This window comes from Streptomyces sp. MJM8645 (assembly GCF_001625365.1).
Taxonomy (GTDB): Bacteria; Actinomycetota; Actinomycetes; order Streptomycetales; family Streptomycetaceae; genus Kitasatospora.
Genome location: NZ_LJJF01000001.1, coordinates 210,478 through 225,350 on the forward strand (window position 1 = coordinate 210,478; position 14,873 = coordinate 225,350).

Below are 14,873 nucleotides of genomic sequence, written 5' to 3' on the forward strand. Positions count from 1 at the left end.
CACAGAGAGCATAAAAGCGGACAAGCCTCCGATGAGCGTGCCCAGGTTGCCCAGCTGGAAGCGGGCCACGTGTCATACGGTAACTGAAAGGTTACCGGTTAACAAGTTGGAGCATGTGCACGAATGGATGAAACGCGGGCGGTATGGCAACTGTGGGTACAGAGCCGTCCTGACCTCGACCTTTCGTCGATGGAGATCATCGGCGGCCTCCGACACGCCCACGCGATGCTGGAGTTCCTCCTTGAACCGGTGTTCGAAGCGGCGGCCGTCAGCTCATCGGAGTTCGACGTGCTCTACCACCTCCGCCACTCGACCGAGCCGACGATCGCGCGCCGCCTCGCCGCCTCGATGGGGCGGTCGCCGGCCGCGCTGAGCAAGGCGCTGGCCAAGCTGGAACGGCGCGCCCTCGTGGTCCGGACGGTCAACCCCGCGGACCGGCGCGCGGCACTGGTCTTCATCACCGACGCGGGCGCGGCCGCCGTCGACGACGTCATGCCCAGGCGCCTGGCCATCGAACAGCAGGTCCTCGGGGCACTCAGCGAGGAACAGAACGCACAGGTTCGGATCGCCCTGCGGTGTCTCGCCGAAGCCGTCGAGGTCCAGGCCCTGCAGGGTCGGCCCGCCGACCCGGAGACCCCCACCGCCATCCCGGCCTGGACTCCGCCACGTTCGCCGTCACGCGAGTCCCCGTCCCGCCCCCCGCGGGCGCCCCGGCGACAGCTCGCCAACGCCAAGCATCCCCGGAGCGGCTACCCGACGGAGCTTTGAACGGCGCGGCGCCGCCGACTCAACTCAGCCGACAACACTTGAACTTCGGGCCCCGCCACCCCGCCGGTCAGCCGGCCCGGGGCGCCAGCGGCGGCGCTCCGGTGATCCAGCGGCCGCGGCGCATGACGGCGACCAGGTCGTAGCCCTCGGAGTCGAGCACGACCAGGTCGGCCTGCTTGCCCGTCTCCAGGGATCCGATCGAGCCGGCGAGGCCCAGCAGGCGGGCCGGGGTGGCGGACAGCGACTCGACGGTCTGGTTCAGCGTCAGGCCGTTGACGGTGAGCGAGCGCTTGAAGGCGACGTCCAGGGTGAGCGTGGAACCCGCGATGGAGCTGCCGTCCGGGAGCATCGCGACGCCGTCCTTGACCTCGACCTGGAGCGGGCCGAGCGGGTAGAGGCCGTCGCCCATGCCGGCCGCGCCCATCGCGTCGGTGATCAGGGCGACCCGGGACGCCCCGGCGGTGCCGTAGGCGAGGTCGAGCACGGACGGGTGCAGGTGCACGCCGTCGTTGATCAGCTCGACGGTGACCCGCTCGTCCTCCAGCAGCGCCACGATCGGGCCCGGGGCGCGGTGGGCGATGCCCGGCATGGCGTTGAAGAGGTGGGTGGCGACGCTCGCGCCGGCGTCGATCGCCTCCAGCGTGGTGGCGTAGTCGGAGTCGGTGTGGCCGACGGCGGCGATCACGCCGAGGTCGGCGAGCATCCGTACCGAGTCCAGGCCGCCGGGCAGTTCGGGGGCCAGGGTGACCATCTTCGCGTGGCCGCGGGCGGCGTCGACCAGCTTGCGCACCAGCGCCGGGTCCGGGTCGCGCAGCAGGTCGGGGCGGTGGGCGCCGCAGCGGTTGTGCGAGATGAACGGGCCCTCGAAGTGGATGCCGGCCAGCACGCCGTCCTCGACCAGCTCGGACAGCACGGACGCCTGGCGGGCGACCTCGTCGATCTCCCCGGTGACGGTGGACGCGACCGTGGTGGTGGTGCCGTGCTCCAGGTGCGTACGGGCGGCGAGAAGGGCCTCCTCGGCGATGCCGGAGGCGTAGGAGGCGCCGCCGCCGCCGTGCACGTGCAGGTCGACGAAGCCGGGCACGACGGTGTACCCGGTCAGGTCGAGGTCGCCGGGCCCGCTCTCGCCTCCGAGGCCGGCGATCCGGTCGCCCTCGACGGCGAGGCGGCCGCCCTCGACGACGCCGCCGGGCAGGACCAGCCGGGCGCCGGCCAGGGACATGCGGTCCGCTGTCACGCGGTCACCTCCGGCGCTGCTCCAGGCAGTCGCAGAACTGAGTGAAGTTGCTTGTTTCATAGCCATGATAGTCAGATTCGAGCGGACGACCAGACCTGCGACCTGTTCGCCGAAATCAGCCCGACCCGGCGCCACCCAGGGGTTTGGCTCCCGACCGGGCTAGAATCGCGTCATGCTCAAAGCTGATCGCGCCACCCGGATCCTCTCGCACGTCACCGAAGCGGGGAGCGCCGATGTGCACGCGCTCGCCGAACTCCTGGACGTCTCGACCGCGACCGTGCGCCGCGATCTCCAGGAGCTCCACGAGCAGGGACTGCTGCACCGCACCCGGGGCGGCGCGGTGACCGGCTCGGTCAACCTCGAACTGCCCCTGCGCCACCGCGGCGAGAAGCAGCGGGAGGAGAAGCGCCGGATCGCCCTGGCGGCGGCCGAACTCATGCCGGAGGGGGCGGTGGTGGGCCTCAGCGGCGGCACCACCACCAGCGAGCTCGCCCGGGTGCTCGCCGAGCGCACCGGCATCACCGTCGTGACCAACGCGGTGAACATCGCCGCCGACCTGATCGTCCGCCCCGAGGTGCGCCTCGTGGTGATCGGCGGCATCGCCCGCACGGCCAGCTACGAACTGGTCGGCCCGGCCGCCGACCGGATGCTCTCGCAGTACCACCTGGACATCTCCTTCATCGGGGTGGACGGCCTGACGGCGCAGGAGGGCTGCACCACGCACGACGAGATGGAGGCCCAGACCGACCGGGCGTTCCTGCGCAGCAGCGCGCGCTCGGTCGTGCTGGCCGACAGCACCAAGGTCGGAAAGGTCACCTTCGCCCGGATCTGCCCGCTCTCCGACGTCCACGACCTGGTGACGGACGACGGCCTGACGGACGCGCAGCAGCGGGCCGTCACCGGCTGTGGCGTCCGGGTCCGGCGGGCCTGACCGCCGACGGGCCCCGGGGCGCGGCCTGATCCACCGGCCACGCCCCGAGGCCCCGGTTCAGGCCCGGCGGCTCCGCCTCAGGCCTTGACGCCGCCCGCCGTCAGGTCGGTGCGCCAGAACCGCTGCAGCAGCAGGAAGGCCACGACCAGCGGGACGACCGAGACCAGCGAGCCCGTGACGACCAGGTTGTACGGGGTGTGGTCCCGCAGACCGTTCCAGTAGTAGAGGCCGAGGTTGACCGGCCAGAGCTTCTGGTCGGAGAGCGTGACCAGCGGCAGGAAGAAGTTGTTCCAGATGGTGGTGAACTGGAACAGGAAGATGGTCACCAGCGCCGGCGAGAAGATCCGCAGGACCACCGTGAAGAAGATCCGGAACTCCCCCGCGCCGTCCATCCGGGCAGCCTCCAGGATCTCGTCCGGGACGGACGCGGCGGCGTAGATCCGGCTGAGGTAGACGCCGAACGGGCTGACCATGCTCGGCAGCAGGACCGCCCAGACGGTGTTGACCAGATGGGCCTTGGACAGCAGCAGGTAGACCGGCAGGGCGAGGAGCGGCGCGGGGACGAGCACCGCGGCGAGGATCGTGTTGAACACCGCCTCGCGGCCCCGGAACCGGTACTTGGTGAGCGCGTAGCCGGCCATCGCCGCGAGCAGGGTGGCGGCCGCGGCGCCGACGCCCGCGTACAGCACGGTGTTGAGGAGCCAGCGGAAGTAGAGCCCGTTGTTGGCGGTGGCCAGGTCGTGCAGGTTGTCGCCGAGGTGGAGGGTGGAGAACCAGAACCCGCCGCTGCCGAACAGGTCGCTGCTGCTCTTGGTGGAGGCCACCAGCAGCCACCAGGCGGGCAGCAGGAAGTAGGCGGAGAGCACGAACAGGACGGCCGTGCCGAGGACGTTGGGGCGCGGCCGGCGGCCGGGGGCACCCAGGTGGGCGGGCCCGGCGGGGCGGCGGCGCGCCGGGCGGGCGGTCTCGGGGCGGCGGAGGTCGGCGGTGCTCATGCGGTCACCCGGTTTCCGGTGATGCGCACCGAGAGGCGCAGGAAGGTGAAGGACAGGACGCAGGTGGCCAGGGCCAGCAGGACGGCGATGGCCGCCGCCTTGCCGTAGTCGTTGGTGCCGAACGCCGCGTTGTACGCCGCCATGTTGGGCGTGTAGTCGGCGGAGACGGTCGAGGCCAGCGAGTGCAGGACCATCGGCTCGGTGAAGAGCTGGAGGGTGCCGATGATGGAGAAGATCCCGGTCAGCACCAGGGCGGGGGCCACCAGCGGGATCTTGATGTGCCAAGCGGTCCGCCAGGGGCCGGCGCCGTCGAGGTCGGCGGCCTCGTAGAGCTCGCTGGGGATGGCCTGGAGGGCGGAGAGGATGACCAGCATGTTGTAGCCGGTCCAGGTCCAGGTGACGATGTTGGCCATCGACCACAGGACGGTGCCGGAGGAGAGGAAGTCGGCGTCGATGCCGATGTCCCTCAGCCCGGCGACGAGCGGGCTGGTCCCGGGCAGGTAGAGGAACGCCCAGAGGATGGTGGCCACGACGCCCGGGATCGCGTACGGCAGGAAGTAGGCGAGCCGGAAGAACTTCCGCAGCCGGGTGCCCTTGGCGTCGATCAGCAGGGCGAGGCCGAGGGCCAGTCCGAGCATCACCGGGACCTGGACCACGCCGAAGAGCAGCACCCGGCCGACGCCCGCGAGGAACGAGCCGTCGCCCAGGGCCGCGGTGTAGTTGTCGAGCCCCGCGAAGACCGTTCTGGCCGGGCCGAAGCCCAGGCCGGAGCGCTCCACGCGGTACAGGCTCTGCCAGAGCGCGTACCCGATGGGCAGCAGGAACAGGACGGTGAACAGCAGGCCGAAGGGGGCCAGGAAGCCGAGGGCCGCGCGGTTGCGGGACGTCTTCCGTCGTGCGGTGGCGGCCTTCGGGGCGGTGCGGCCCGGCACCGCCGGGGTTGCTGCGCTCATCTGGGGTTCTCTCTCGTGCGGGCGGTGGTCGGTCCCTCGGGCGTGTCGGGCGCGCCCGGGCCGGCGGACCGTGCGGGGTCCGCCGGCGAGCCGGTCAGCCGGCGGTGACCGTCAGCCCCTTGGACTTCATCGCGTCGACGGTCTTGTTCTGCACCGTGCCCAGCGCCGCCGTCAGGTCGCCGTGGGCGGCGACGGCCGCGCCGAAGGCGTCGGTGAGGTCGCTGGAGGTCTGGGTCATGGTCGGGCCCCAGCTCCACTTGGGGGCCTGCGCCGTCGCCTGCTTGAAGACGTCGAAGATCGGCTGGTTGCCGAAGTAGGCGCTCGGCTTCGCCAGCGCCGGCGCCGACGTTCCGCTGGTGGAGGCGGGGTAGATGCCGGCCTTGTCCACGAGGGTGCCGACGGCGGCGGCGTCCGTGCTCATCCAGTTGGCGAAGCGCAGCGCGGCGGCGGTGTTCTTGCAGCCCTTGACCACCGCGGTGGACGAACCGCCGTCGTTGCCGACCGACTTGGCGCCGCCCTGCCACTGTGGCATCGGGGCGACCGCCCACTTGCCGGACGCCTGCGCCGCGTTCTGTTCGAGGATGGAGGAGAACCAGACCGGGCCGGGGTAGGCGGCGAGCGTGCCGTCCTGGAGGTCCTTGTACAGGTCGGGGCTGAAGCCCTGCTCGGACTTGACCTGGCCCTGGTCGATCAGGCCCTGCCAGTACTTCGCGACCTTGGTGGTGGCCGGGTCGCTCGCGAGCGAGACCTTCCAGCCCTTGCTGTCGGTGCCGAACCAACTGCCGCCGGCCTGGGCGGACATGCCGGCGAACCACCACGGGTCGTCCGGGTTGAACACGCTCAGGTACCCGTTGGGGTTGGTGGCGTGCACCTTGGCGGCGTCGGCGGCGAACTCCTCCCAGGTGGCCTGCGGCTTCAGGCCGTACTGGGCGTACAGGTCGGTGCGGTAGTAGAGCGCCATCGGGCCCACGTCGACCGGGATGCCGTACACCTGGCCGCCGACCTTCACCGCGTTCCAGGCGCCGTCCCCGTACTGCGACTGGTACTGCCCGGCCTCGCCGCTGACGTCCTGGACGGCGCCCTCCACGACGAAGCTGGGCAGCGACTCGTAGCCGACCTGGGCCAGGCAGGGGGCGTTGCCAGCCTTGACGGCCGCGAAGATCTTGGCGTAGCCGCCCTTGCTGCCCGACACGATCTTCTCGAACTTGACCTTGGCGTCCGGGTGGGCCGCGTTGTACTGGGCCACCGCCTCCTCGTAGCCCGGCGCCCAGCCCCAGAAGGTGACCTCGGCGGACCCTCCGGCGCCCGAGGCGCCGTCACCGCCCGATCCGCAGGCCGCGATGCCGGCGAGCAGCGGCAGCGTGGCGGCGGCGGCCAGCAGGCGGGTGCGGATTCGTGTCTTCGCCATGAGGATCTCGTCCTTTACGTGTACTGGCCCTCGGCCGTCGCGGCGCGGTGTCGGGTGGACGGCGGCCGGCGCGAGCGGGTGCGGTGCGATGAGGGTGCGGTGCGGTGAGGGTGCGGTGCGGTGAGGGTGCGGTGAGGGTGGGGGTGCGGGTGCGGTGGGGGTCGGCAGGGTGCCCGGGTTCCGGAGGTTCTGGGGCCGGCCGGGAGTGCCGCCGCGCGTCGGCGGCTTCCTCACCGGGCCGGGTCCGGGGCCGGATCCTGGTCCGGGCCCGGTCCGGGTGTCGGTGGTCGCGTGCCCATCGGACCACCCCCTGCTCTATGGTGCGCAGTTCGGATGAGTATTGCTCAATATCGAGCAGGTTCCTAGGGCTTCGGAGCACGAAGCGGTCTCGGTTTCGACACGGCCCGTCGCGCGGAGAGCCGGGCAGAGAGCCCGGCGACGGGCCGGGTGCACGGGGTGTCAGCCCAGGTCGGGCCCGGCCACCAGGTGCACGGCGGGTTCGCCGGAGCGGTCGAGTTCGAGGACGGTGATCTCGTTCGTCCCGCTGCGCAGAACCGGCCAGGGCAGGAAGAGCGTGCACTGCGGTCCGCGGTCCCAGTAGCGGCCCAGCAGGAAGCCGTTGACCCAGACGTAGCCCTTGCCCCAGCCCGGCAGCGCCAGGTAGCCGTCGGCGGGCTCCCCGACCTCGAAGGCGCCGCGGTGGAAGGCCGCTCCGGGGCCGACCGCCGGAGCGACGGCCGCGTCCCAGGGGAGCCGGTCCGGTGTCCCGTCGGCCAGCGGCATCGGGTCGGCCGTCCACCCGTGCAGGTACTGCTGGGTGTGCAGGGCCCCGGCGATCCCCTTGCGGTCGCCGATCCCGGCGCCGTAGTTGACCCGGCCCATCGACTCGACCAGCAGTTCCAGCCGGGCACCCGCGCCGGGCACCGGGACGAGCAGGGGCTCGTGCTCGACGTCGCGTTCCAGGGTGGCGAGGTGGGTGCCGTCGACGCGGACGTGGGCCCGGTCGGCGAGCCCCTCGACGGTCAGCGGGTACGCCGTGCGCGGGCCGGGGATGGTGGTCCGGTAGCGGACGAGGCCGTGCGGGAGGCCGAGTTCCTCGAAGGAGAGCGGGACGGCGGAGCGGACCTCGCCGGTGGACAGCTGGTCCACCACGTCCGCCAGCGGCAGGGCCCTGTCGAGCTCCACCCGGCACGCCGGCAGCGTGGCCGGGAGCTCCTCGGGCTCCGGCACCGGCCCGTCCGCGTACGCCGCCAGGACCTCGCGGAAGGCCCGGAACTTGGCCGTGGGGGCGCCTCGTTCGTCCAGCGGGGCGTCGTAGTCGTAGGAGGTGACGGTCGGCTGGTAGCCCCGGCCGGTGCGCGGGTCGGCGGTGTTGGCGCCGGCCCAGGTGCCGAAGTTGGTGCCGCCGTGGGCCATGTAGAGGTTGACGGAGGCCCCGGCCGCCAGGATCTCACGCAGGGCCTCGGCGGCGTCCTCGGCCGGGCGGGTGGTGTGCGGCTCTCCCCAGTGGTCGAACCAGCCGTTCCAGAACTCCATGCACATCGGCGGGTCCTGGGGGCGGTGGCGGCGCAGCTCGGCGAAGGCCTCGGTGGCGCGGCTGCCGAAGTTGACGGTGGCGAGGTGGCCGGGAAGGGCGCCGCCGGTGAGGAAGAAGTCCTCCGGCCCGTCGGAGGTGCAGAGCGGGACGTCGATACCGCGGGCGCGCAGGCCGTCGGCGAGGTGGGCGAGGTAGGCCCGGTCGGTGCCGTAGGAACCGTACTCGTTCTCGATCTGGACCATCAGGACGTTTCCGCCGCGGGTGGTCTGGTGCGCCGCCAGGATCGGGATCAGCGTGTCGTACCAGCGGTCGACGTGGGCCAGGAAGCGCGGGTCGCCGGTGCGCAGCGGCAGGCCTCGGCCCGCCCTGCCCGGTTCGGCCAGGAGCCACCAGGGCAGGCCGCCGTTCTCCCATTCGGCGCAGATGTAGGGGCTCGGGCGGACGATCGCGTGCAGTCCGGCGTCCGCGGCGGCCCGCAGGAAGGCCTCCAGGTCGGCGATGCCGGTGAAGTCGTACGTGCCGGGGCGGGGCTCGTGCAGGTTCCAGGGGACGTACGTCTCCACGGTGTTGAGCCCCATCGCCCGCAGCATCCGCAGGTGGCGCGGCCACTGCCCGGGCAGGCTGCGGAAGTAGTGCAGGGCGCCGGAGAGCAGGCGCAGGGGGCGCCCGTCGAGCGTGAACCCGGTCCGGGAGATCTGGAGCATGAGTGGTCCTTGAGGGGGCGGTTCGGGGGACGGTGTCGGCCGGGGCCGGGTCATCCGGCAGTGCCTGCGACGACGGGCAGGAGCCGGCCGACGGCCTCGGTGATCGCCCCGCGGCCCGCGGCCAGGTACGCGCGGGGGTCGACGCCCCGCTCGTCCGCCGCCAGGTGGGACCGGACGGCGGTCGTCATGGCGATGCTCAGGGCGGTGCCGATGTTGACCTTGGCTATGCCGCCGTGGACGGCGCGGCGCAGTTCGTCGTCGGGGACCCCGGAGGAGCCGTGCAGGACGAGCGGGACGTCGAGGCCCGCGTGCAGGGCGGCGAGCAGGTCGTGGTCGAGCCTGGCGTCGCGGGAGGTCATCGCGTGGGAGCTGCCGACGGCGACGGCGAGGGCGTCCACGCCGGTCTCCTCGACGAAGCGCCGCGCCTCTGCGGGGTCGGTGCGGGCCCCCGGCGCGTGGGCGTCCAGCGGCCCCCGGCCGTCCTTGCCGCCGACCTCGCCGAGTTCGGCCTCCAGCCAGAGCCCGGCGCCGTGCGCCCAGACGGCGGCCTCGCGGGTGGCGGCGACGTTCTCCGCGTAGGGCAGGTGCGCGGCGTCGTACATCACCGAGCTGAACCCGCATTCGGCGGCCTGGCGGAGCAGGACGCCGGTCTTCACGTGGTCCAGGTGCAGCGCCACCGGGACGGTGCTCGGCTCGGCGCAGCGCACGGCGGCCGCGGCGAGCGGGGCCAGCCGCCCGCCGTGGAACCGCACCGCGTTCTCGCTCACCTGGAGGATCACCGCGGTGCCGGCGGTCTCGGCGGCGGAGACGACGGCCTCGACGTGCTCCAGGGTGATGACGTTGAAGGCGGCGACGGCGCCGTGCCGGGCCGCGGCCCGGGCGACGAGGCCGCCGGTGGCTGCCAGGGGCATGAACTCTCCTGTCGGGTGGGGCTGTTCAGTCGGAAGGAGCTGAGCCGGCGAAGGGCGTGGCCGGGGTGACCCGGACCAGCGGGAGGTGGCCGCGGTAGGCCTGCGGGTCGAACCGGCCGGCGTACGGGGCCTGGACGGCGGCGGCCGACAGGGCCACCGCGTGGGCCAGCGCCGCCGGCCACGGCGTGCGGTCGGCGAGGGCCGCGGCCAGCGCCGCGACCGCCGCGTCCCCCGCGCCGGTCGGGTTCCCCCGCACGACGGCCTCCGGGGGCAGCCGGGCCCGCCAGTCGCCGTCCGGGGTGACGGCGAGGAGCCCGTCGGGGCCGAGCGAGGCGACCACCGCCCGGGCGCCGGCGTCGACGAGGGCGTGTGCCGCGCGGAGCGGGTCGGCGATGCCGGTGGCGCGGCGCAGTTCGACCGCGTTCGGCTTGACGGCCGTGGGCCCGGCCGCCAGTGCCCCGGTGAGCGCGGCGCCGTCGGCGTCCAGGACGACCGGCACGCCCTGGTCGTGGGCGAGGCGGACCAGGTCCGCGTAGGCGTCGCCCGGCAGGCCCGGCGGCAGGCTCCCGGACAGCACCAGGGCCCGGGCGGTGGGGAGCAGACCGCGGACGGCGGCGCGCAGGGCCGTCCAGTCCTCGGCGGAGAGCTCCGGTCCGGGCTCGTTCAGCACGGTGGCGTCGACGGCGTCGACCACGGCGACGGTGCGCCGGGTCGACGTGCCTGCGGCGAGCGGGACGCCCAGGCAGGCGATGCCGGCCCGGTCGAGGTCGGCCCGCAGCACCGCGCCGGTGGACCCGCCGAGCGGCAGGACGGCCGTGGTGCGCCGGCCGAGGCCGTGCAGCACCCGGGCCACGTTCACGCCCTTGCCGCCGGCCTGTTCGTGGACGGAGGCCACCCGGTGGCTGGTGTGCGGGCGCAGCGCCGGCACGCCGTAGGTGATGTCCAGGGCGGGGTTCGGGGTCACGGTGACGATCACGGCGCCGGGCTCCGTTCCGGGGCCGCGCGGTCGGCCGCCGCGTCCAGGGCGCGCAGGCCGGCGCCCAGGCAACCGGCCCGGTCCCCGAGCGCGGCGGGCACCAGGCGCGGCGCGACCTGGATCCGGGCGCGCCCGGCCAGGGCGGCGGCCAGCGGGGCGAGCAGCAGGTCGCCGGACTCGGCGAGGCCCCCACCCAGCACGACCAGCGGCGGGTCCAGCACCAGGACGGCCGTCAGCAGGGCGTCGGCCAGGGCGTCGACCGCCTCCTGCCAGACGGCGCCGGCCGCCCCGTCCCCCTCCGCGGCCAGCCGCGCCACCTCCGGTGCGAGGGCCGGCCGGCCGGTGGCCTCGGTGTAGCGCCGCGCCACGGCGGCCGCCGAGGCGTAGGTCTCGGCGCAGCCCCGGGCCCCGCAGGCGCACGGTTCCCCGCCCGGGCGCACCACGAGGTGGCCGATCTCCCCGGCCCGGTGGTGCGCGCCGGGCATGGCGCGGCCGCCGGTCATGACGGCGGCGGCGATGCTCGTGCCGACCGGGACGAACAGGAAGCGCTCCTCGCCGCGCCCGGCTCCGAGCCGGGCCTCGGCCACGCCGCCGGCGCGCACGTCGTGGGTGACGGCCACGGGCAGGCCGGTGCGCTCGGCGACGAGCTCCCGGAACGGGACGTCCCGCCAGCCGATCGTGGCGGAGTAGACGCCCGTCCCCGTGGCCTCGTCGACGATGCCGGGAACGGCCAGGCCGACGGCGTCGACCTCCGCGCCCTGCCGCCCGGCCTCCCGCCGCACGTCCGCGACCAGGTCGACGACGGTGGCCACGACGGCCTCCGGGCCCCGTTCGCGCCCGGTGGCGCGCCACGCCTGGTGCCGGACGGCCGCCTCCCGGTCCAGCAGGGCGGCCTTGATACCGGTGCCGCCGACGTCCACGGCGACGACCAGGCGCTGCCCGGTCATGGGCTGACGCCGGTCGGGCACGGGCTGACGCCGGCCGGTCGTGGGCCGAGGTCGGTCGGTCGTGGTCCGAGGCTGGTCGGTCGTGAACCGAGGCTGGTCGGTCATGAGTCGGCGAGCACCACGGACCGGGTCAGGTTGCGCGGCTGGTCCGGGTCCAGGCCCTTCGCGGCGGCCAGCGCGGCGGCCAGCCGGTGGACGCGCACCAGTTCCGCGAGCGGGTCGAGCCGGCCCTCGATCCAGCGGGCGCCGGTGCCCCGGACCTGCTCGGCCAGGCCCACCGGTGCGGCGCCCAGCATCCAGGTGGCGGTGGACGGCGCGGCGATGCTGATCGGGCCGTGCCGGTACTCCATCGCCGGGTACGCCTCGCTCCAGGCGAGCGCGGCCTCGCGCAGTTTGAGGCCGGCCTCGTTCGCCAGCCCGACCGTCCAGCCGGTGCCGAGGAAGGTGAACTGGGTGCAGTCCACCAGGCCTTCGGGCAGCGGCTCCGCCAGGGCCGCCCGGCCGTCGGCCTCCACCGCCTCGGTGTGCAGGCCCAGGTGGGCCCGCAGCAGGGTGAGCGCCGTGGTGGCGAACCTGGTCTGCACCACGGACCGCTCGTCGGCGAAGTCCAGCACGGCGATGTCGTCGGCCGCGGTCATCACCGGGGTCCGCGGGTCGGCGGTGACGGCCGCGGTGCGGACCTTTCCGCGCACCCGCTCCAGCAGGGCCAGGACCTCGGTCGTGGTGCCGGAGCGGGTCAGCGCGATCACGCGGTCGTACGAGCGGACGCCCGGGAACTCGGAGGCGGCGAAGGCGTCCGTGACGCCCTGTCCGCTCGACTCCCGCATGGCGGCGTACGCCTGGCCCATGAACAGCGACGTCCCGCAGCCGATCACCGCGACCCGTTCACCGGCCTCCGGCAGCGCCGTGCACTCCGCCGCGGCGACTTCCGCCGCGCGGCGCCAGCAGTCCGGCTGGCTGGCGATCTCGGCCTCGACATGGGTCGCCATCGGCCACCTCCACTTGATTGTTGCTGATACCTGCTTCTTTCTGGCCAGATTCAAGCATCTTCAAGCACTCCATGGAACCCGTCTGCGCAATTTGTTGCTCAGAGGTGTTGACAGTTGCGCGCAAGAAGGCCGGATACTGCATGCCATCGCCGGGCTCGGCGGTCGCGCCCCCAACGACGACCGGCGGGCCCGAGCAGCACCGCCCACCCCCGCCCCGACGGTGCAGCACCGAAGGAGACCTCGTGTCCGCCCCACCCCGCAGAGCACTCGCCGCCGTCCTCGCCCCCGCGCTCCTGGCGCTGAGCGCGGGCCTCGCCCCGGCCGCGTCGGCAGCCCCTGAGCCGTCAGCCGCCCCGGCCGGCGGCCCGTCAACCGCCCCGTACACCGTGAGCGTCGGCAAGCCGGTCGGCTACGCCCACCCCACCGACACCCCCGCCGTCCCGTACACCGACAAGGACGGCACCTTCTACTTCCAGCAGTCCGCCGCGCTCTACGGCGCGAACGACCCGCGGTACTGGGACTTCTTCACCGGCAAGGACTTCGACTCCGCCACCCGGTCGAGCGCGCTCAGCAACGCCGTCAACCCCGCCAACCCCCAGGACCGCAACAACGACACCACCTGGCGCTGCAACAACAGCCCCACCGGCCTGACCTCGACCTCCGCGCCCGCCGGGTCGGGCTACGCCCAGAAGAACTACTGCGACCTCTCCGGCATCTGGGTCGACCCGGACACCGGCGACTGGTACGGGCTGGTGCACAACGAGTTCACCCCGCAACCCTTCGGCGACGGCCTCCACTTCGACGCCATCGACTACGCCGTCTCCAGCGACCAGGGCCGGACGTGGACCATCAAGGACCACGCCATCACCTCGCCGTACAGCACCCAGCGGGGCGACACCGCGGCCTTCCCGAACCAGACCTTCGACTACGGTGACGGCGACCAACGCCTGTTCGTCGACACCGCCTCGGGCTACTTCTACGTCTACTACGGCTCGCGGATCGTCGACAAGGGCGGCAGCTGGAAGGCCTTCCACGAGCACGTCGCCCGGGCCCCGATCGCCGCCAAGATGGCACCCGACTCGTGGCAGAAGTGGTACGACGGCGCGTGGTCGCAGCCCGGCACCGGCGGCCAGGAGAGCAACCTGGTGCCCGCCGACTCCGCCCACCCCACCGGCTACACCCCGGTCGCCGACGAGTACGACCCGGCGAACACCGGCACCGTGGCCCAGCAGGTCGCGGCCGGCACGATGCCCCCCACCTCACCGCTGTTCGTCATGGACATCACCTACAACGCCTACCTCGGGCTGTACATCGCCGAACCGCAGGCCGTCGACCAGAGCGGCTCCGCGCCCCAGCAGTACTACGCCACCGCCGACCTCGCCAGCCAGAAGTGGGTGCCGATCGGCGACACCGGCGGCTACCACACCGCGTCCTGGTACCGCTGGTTCCTCGACAGCGCGAACCGCACCAACACCACGATCGTCGGAAAGACCTTCCGCTCGTACTGCGCCTTCGGCTGCTCCAACGGCGCGTCCGGCGAGTACGTGGACGTGACGATCGACGGCACCGCGCCCGCCGCTCCCCCCGTCGACCCCGGCAAGACCTACCGGATCGGCAACGCCGACGGCCGGGTCCTCGCCCAGGTCGCCGGCGGCCCGGCCACCACCTCGCTGGCCGCCGGCACCGGCTCCGCCCTGGAGGCCTGGAGCTTCACCACCAACGGCGACGGCTCCTACCGGATCGCCAACGCCGCCACCGGCCGCCTGCTCGGCGTCGACTCCACCGCCACCGCCGGCCGCGCCTGGGGCGCCCGCCCCACCGCCACCGCCGCCGGCCCGGGCGGGCCCACCGTCGGCCAGCAGTGGTTCGTCATCCCCGGGAAGTCCGCCGACGGAACCGCCACCGGCGCGTTCAAGCTGGTCAACCGCTACAGCGGACTCGTCCTCGGCCTCTCCGCCACCAACAGCCGGTCCACCGAGACCACCCCCACCCGCAGTTGGGCCGACACCACCGGCAACCCCGTCGGCGGCACCCGCGGCCCCGGCGAGCAGACCCTCACCCTGACCGCCACCGGCACCGTGCCCAACCCCCCGCTGGACGGCACCCACACCCTGACCACCGCCGGCAAGGCCCTCGACGACCCCGGCCACTCCACCGCCCAGGGCACCCAACTGGTCACCTGGGCCCCCAACGGCGGCCCGAACCAGACCTGGGTGCTCACCCGGCAGGCGGACGGCGGCTACCAGATCGCCAACGGCGAGTCCCACCTGTGCATGGACGTCGACGGCGGCTCCACCTCCGCCGGCGCCAAGGTGATCCAGTGGGCCTGCACCGGCGGCGGCAACCAGCGCTGGCAGCTCACCCCCGCCGCCGGCGGCTACCGGATCACCTCCCAGAAGAGCGGCCTGCTCCTCACCACCGCGTCCACCGCCGACGGCGCCCGGACCACCCAGCAGCCCGACACCGGATCACCCCTCCAGGTCTGGGCGGTCAACTGACCAACCGGCAGTATCCAAC

12 protein-coding genes are annotated in these 14,873 nt (G+C 73.5%); 3 read left to right on the plus strand and 9 right to left on the minus strand.

Features of this window, described 5'->3' with window-relative positions; translation table 11 throughout:
* The first annotated feature begins 189 nt into the window (after window positions 1-189).
* Window positions 190-768: a MarR family winged helix-turn-helix transcriptional regulator gene (locus A6F73_RS00810; protein ID WP_063345954.1), complete on the plus strand. Its 579-nt coding sequence runs from the start codon at window positions 190-192 to the stop codon at window positions 766-768.
* A 67-nt stretch (window positions 769-835) separates the two neighbouring features.
* Here A6F73_RS00810 and nagA read toward each other — a convergent pair whose 3' ends face one another.
* A complete protein-coding gene (gene nagA, locus A6F73_RS00815) occupies window positions 836-1,990 on the minus strand; it encodes an N-acetylglucosamine-6-phosphate deacetylase (RefSeq protein ID WP_063345955.1) in 1,155 nt (384 codons plus the stop codon).
* Window positions 1,991-2,177: 187 nt separating this feature from the next.
* Between nagA and A6F73_RS00820 the strand changes: the two genes are divergently transcribed.
* Window positions 2,178-2,936 (plus strand): DeoR/GlpR family DNA-binding transcription regulator, encoded by a 759-nt coding sequence (locus A6F73_RS00820; RefSeq protein WP_063345956.1) that lies wholly within the window; start codon window positions 2,178-2,180, stop codon window positions 2,934-2,936.
* Window positions 2,937-3,013: 77 nt separating this feature from the next.
* On the opposite strand, the gene A6F73_RS00825 is transcribed toward A6F73_RS00820, so the two are convergent.
* The 8 genes from A6F73_RS00825 to A6F73_RS00860 form a co-directional block, all read right to left on the minus strand.
* On the minus strand, window positions 3,014-3,931 hold the full coding sequence (locus A6F73_RS00825; protein WP_079135324.1) for a carbohydrate ABC transporter permease: 918 nt from the start codon (window positions 3,929-3,931) through the stop codon (window positions 3,014-3,016).
* Complete coding sequence (locus A6F73_RS00830) at window positions 3,928-4,884, minus strand: sugar ABC transporter permease (RefSeq protein WP_079135325.1); 957 nt, start codon at window positions 4,882-4,884, stop codon at window positions 3,928-3,930. The genes A6F73_RS00825 and A6F73_RS00830 overlap by 4 nt, the downstream gene beginning before the upstream one ends.
* 94 nt (window positions 4,885-4,978) lie before the next feature.
* Window positions 4,979-6,292 (minus strand): extracellular solute-binding protein, encoded by a 1,314-nt coding sequence (locus A6F73_RS00835; RefSeq protein ID WP_063345958.1) that lies wholly within the window; start codon window positions 6,290-6,292, stop codon window positions 4,979-4,981.
* Window positions 6,293-6,751: 459 nt separating this feature from the next.
* Window positions 6,752-8,533, minus strand: coding sequence for a beta-galactosidase family protein (locus A6F73_RS00840; RefSeq protein WP_063345959.1), 1,782 nt, complete (start codon window positions 8,531-8,533; stop codon window positions 6,752-6,754).
* A gap of 50 nt (window positions 8,534-8,583) precedes the next feature.
* Window positions 8,584-9,444, minus strand: coding sequence for a class II fructose-bisphosphate aldolase (locus A6F73_RS00845; protein WP_063345960.1), 861 nt, complete (start codon window positions 9,442-9,444; stop codon window positions 8,584-8,586).
* A gap of 25 nt (window positions 9,445-9,469) precedes the next feature.
* Complete coding sequence (locus A6F73_RS00850) at window positions 9,470-10,420, minus strand: hexose kinase (protein WP_063345961.1); 951 nt, start codon at window positions 10,418-10,420, stop codon at window positions 9,470-9,472.
* Window positions 10,417-11,367: an ROK family protein gene (locus A6F73_RS00855; protein ID WP_063345962.1), complete on the minus strand. Its 951-nt coding sequence runs from the start codon at window positions 11,365-11,367 to the stop codon at window positions 10,417-10,419. Before A6F73_RS00855 ends, A6F73_RS00850 begins: the two co-directional genes overlap by 4 nt.
* Window positions 11,368-11,468: 101 nt before the next feature.
* The gene (locus tag A6F73_RS00860) at window positions 11,469-12,356 is read right to left on the minus strand and encodes an SIS domain-containing protein (RefSeq protein ID WP_063345963.1); all 888 of its coding nucleotides are present in this window, start codon (window positions 12,354-12,356) and stop codon (window positions 11,469-11,471) included.
* Between the two features lie 242 nt (window positions 12,357-12,598).
* Between A6F73_RS00860 and A6F73_RS00865 the strand changes: the two genes are divergently transcribed.
* Complete coding sequence (locus tag A6F73_RS00865; RefSeq protein WP_063345964.1) at window positions 12,599-14,854, plus strand: RICIN domain-containing protein; 2,256 nt, start codon at window positions 12,599-12,601, stop codon at window positions 14,852-14,854.
* Window positions 14,855-14,873 lie beyond the last annotated feature (19 nt).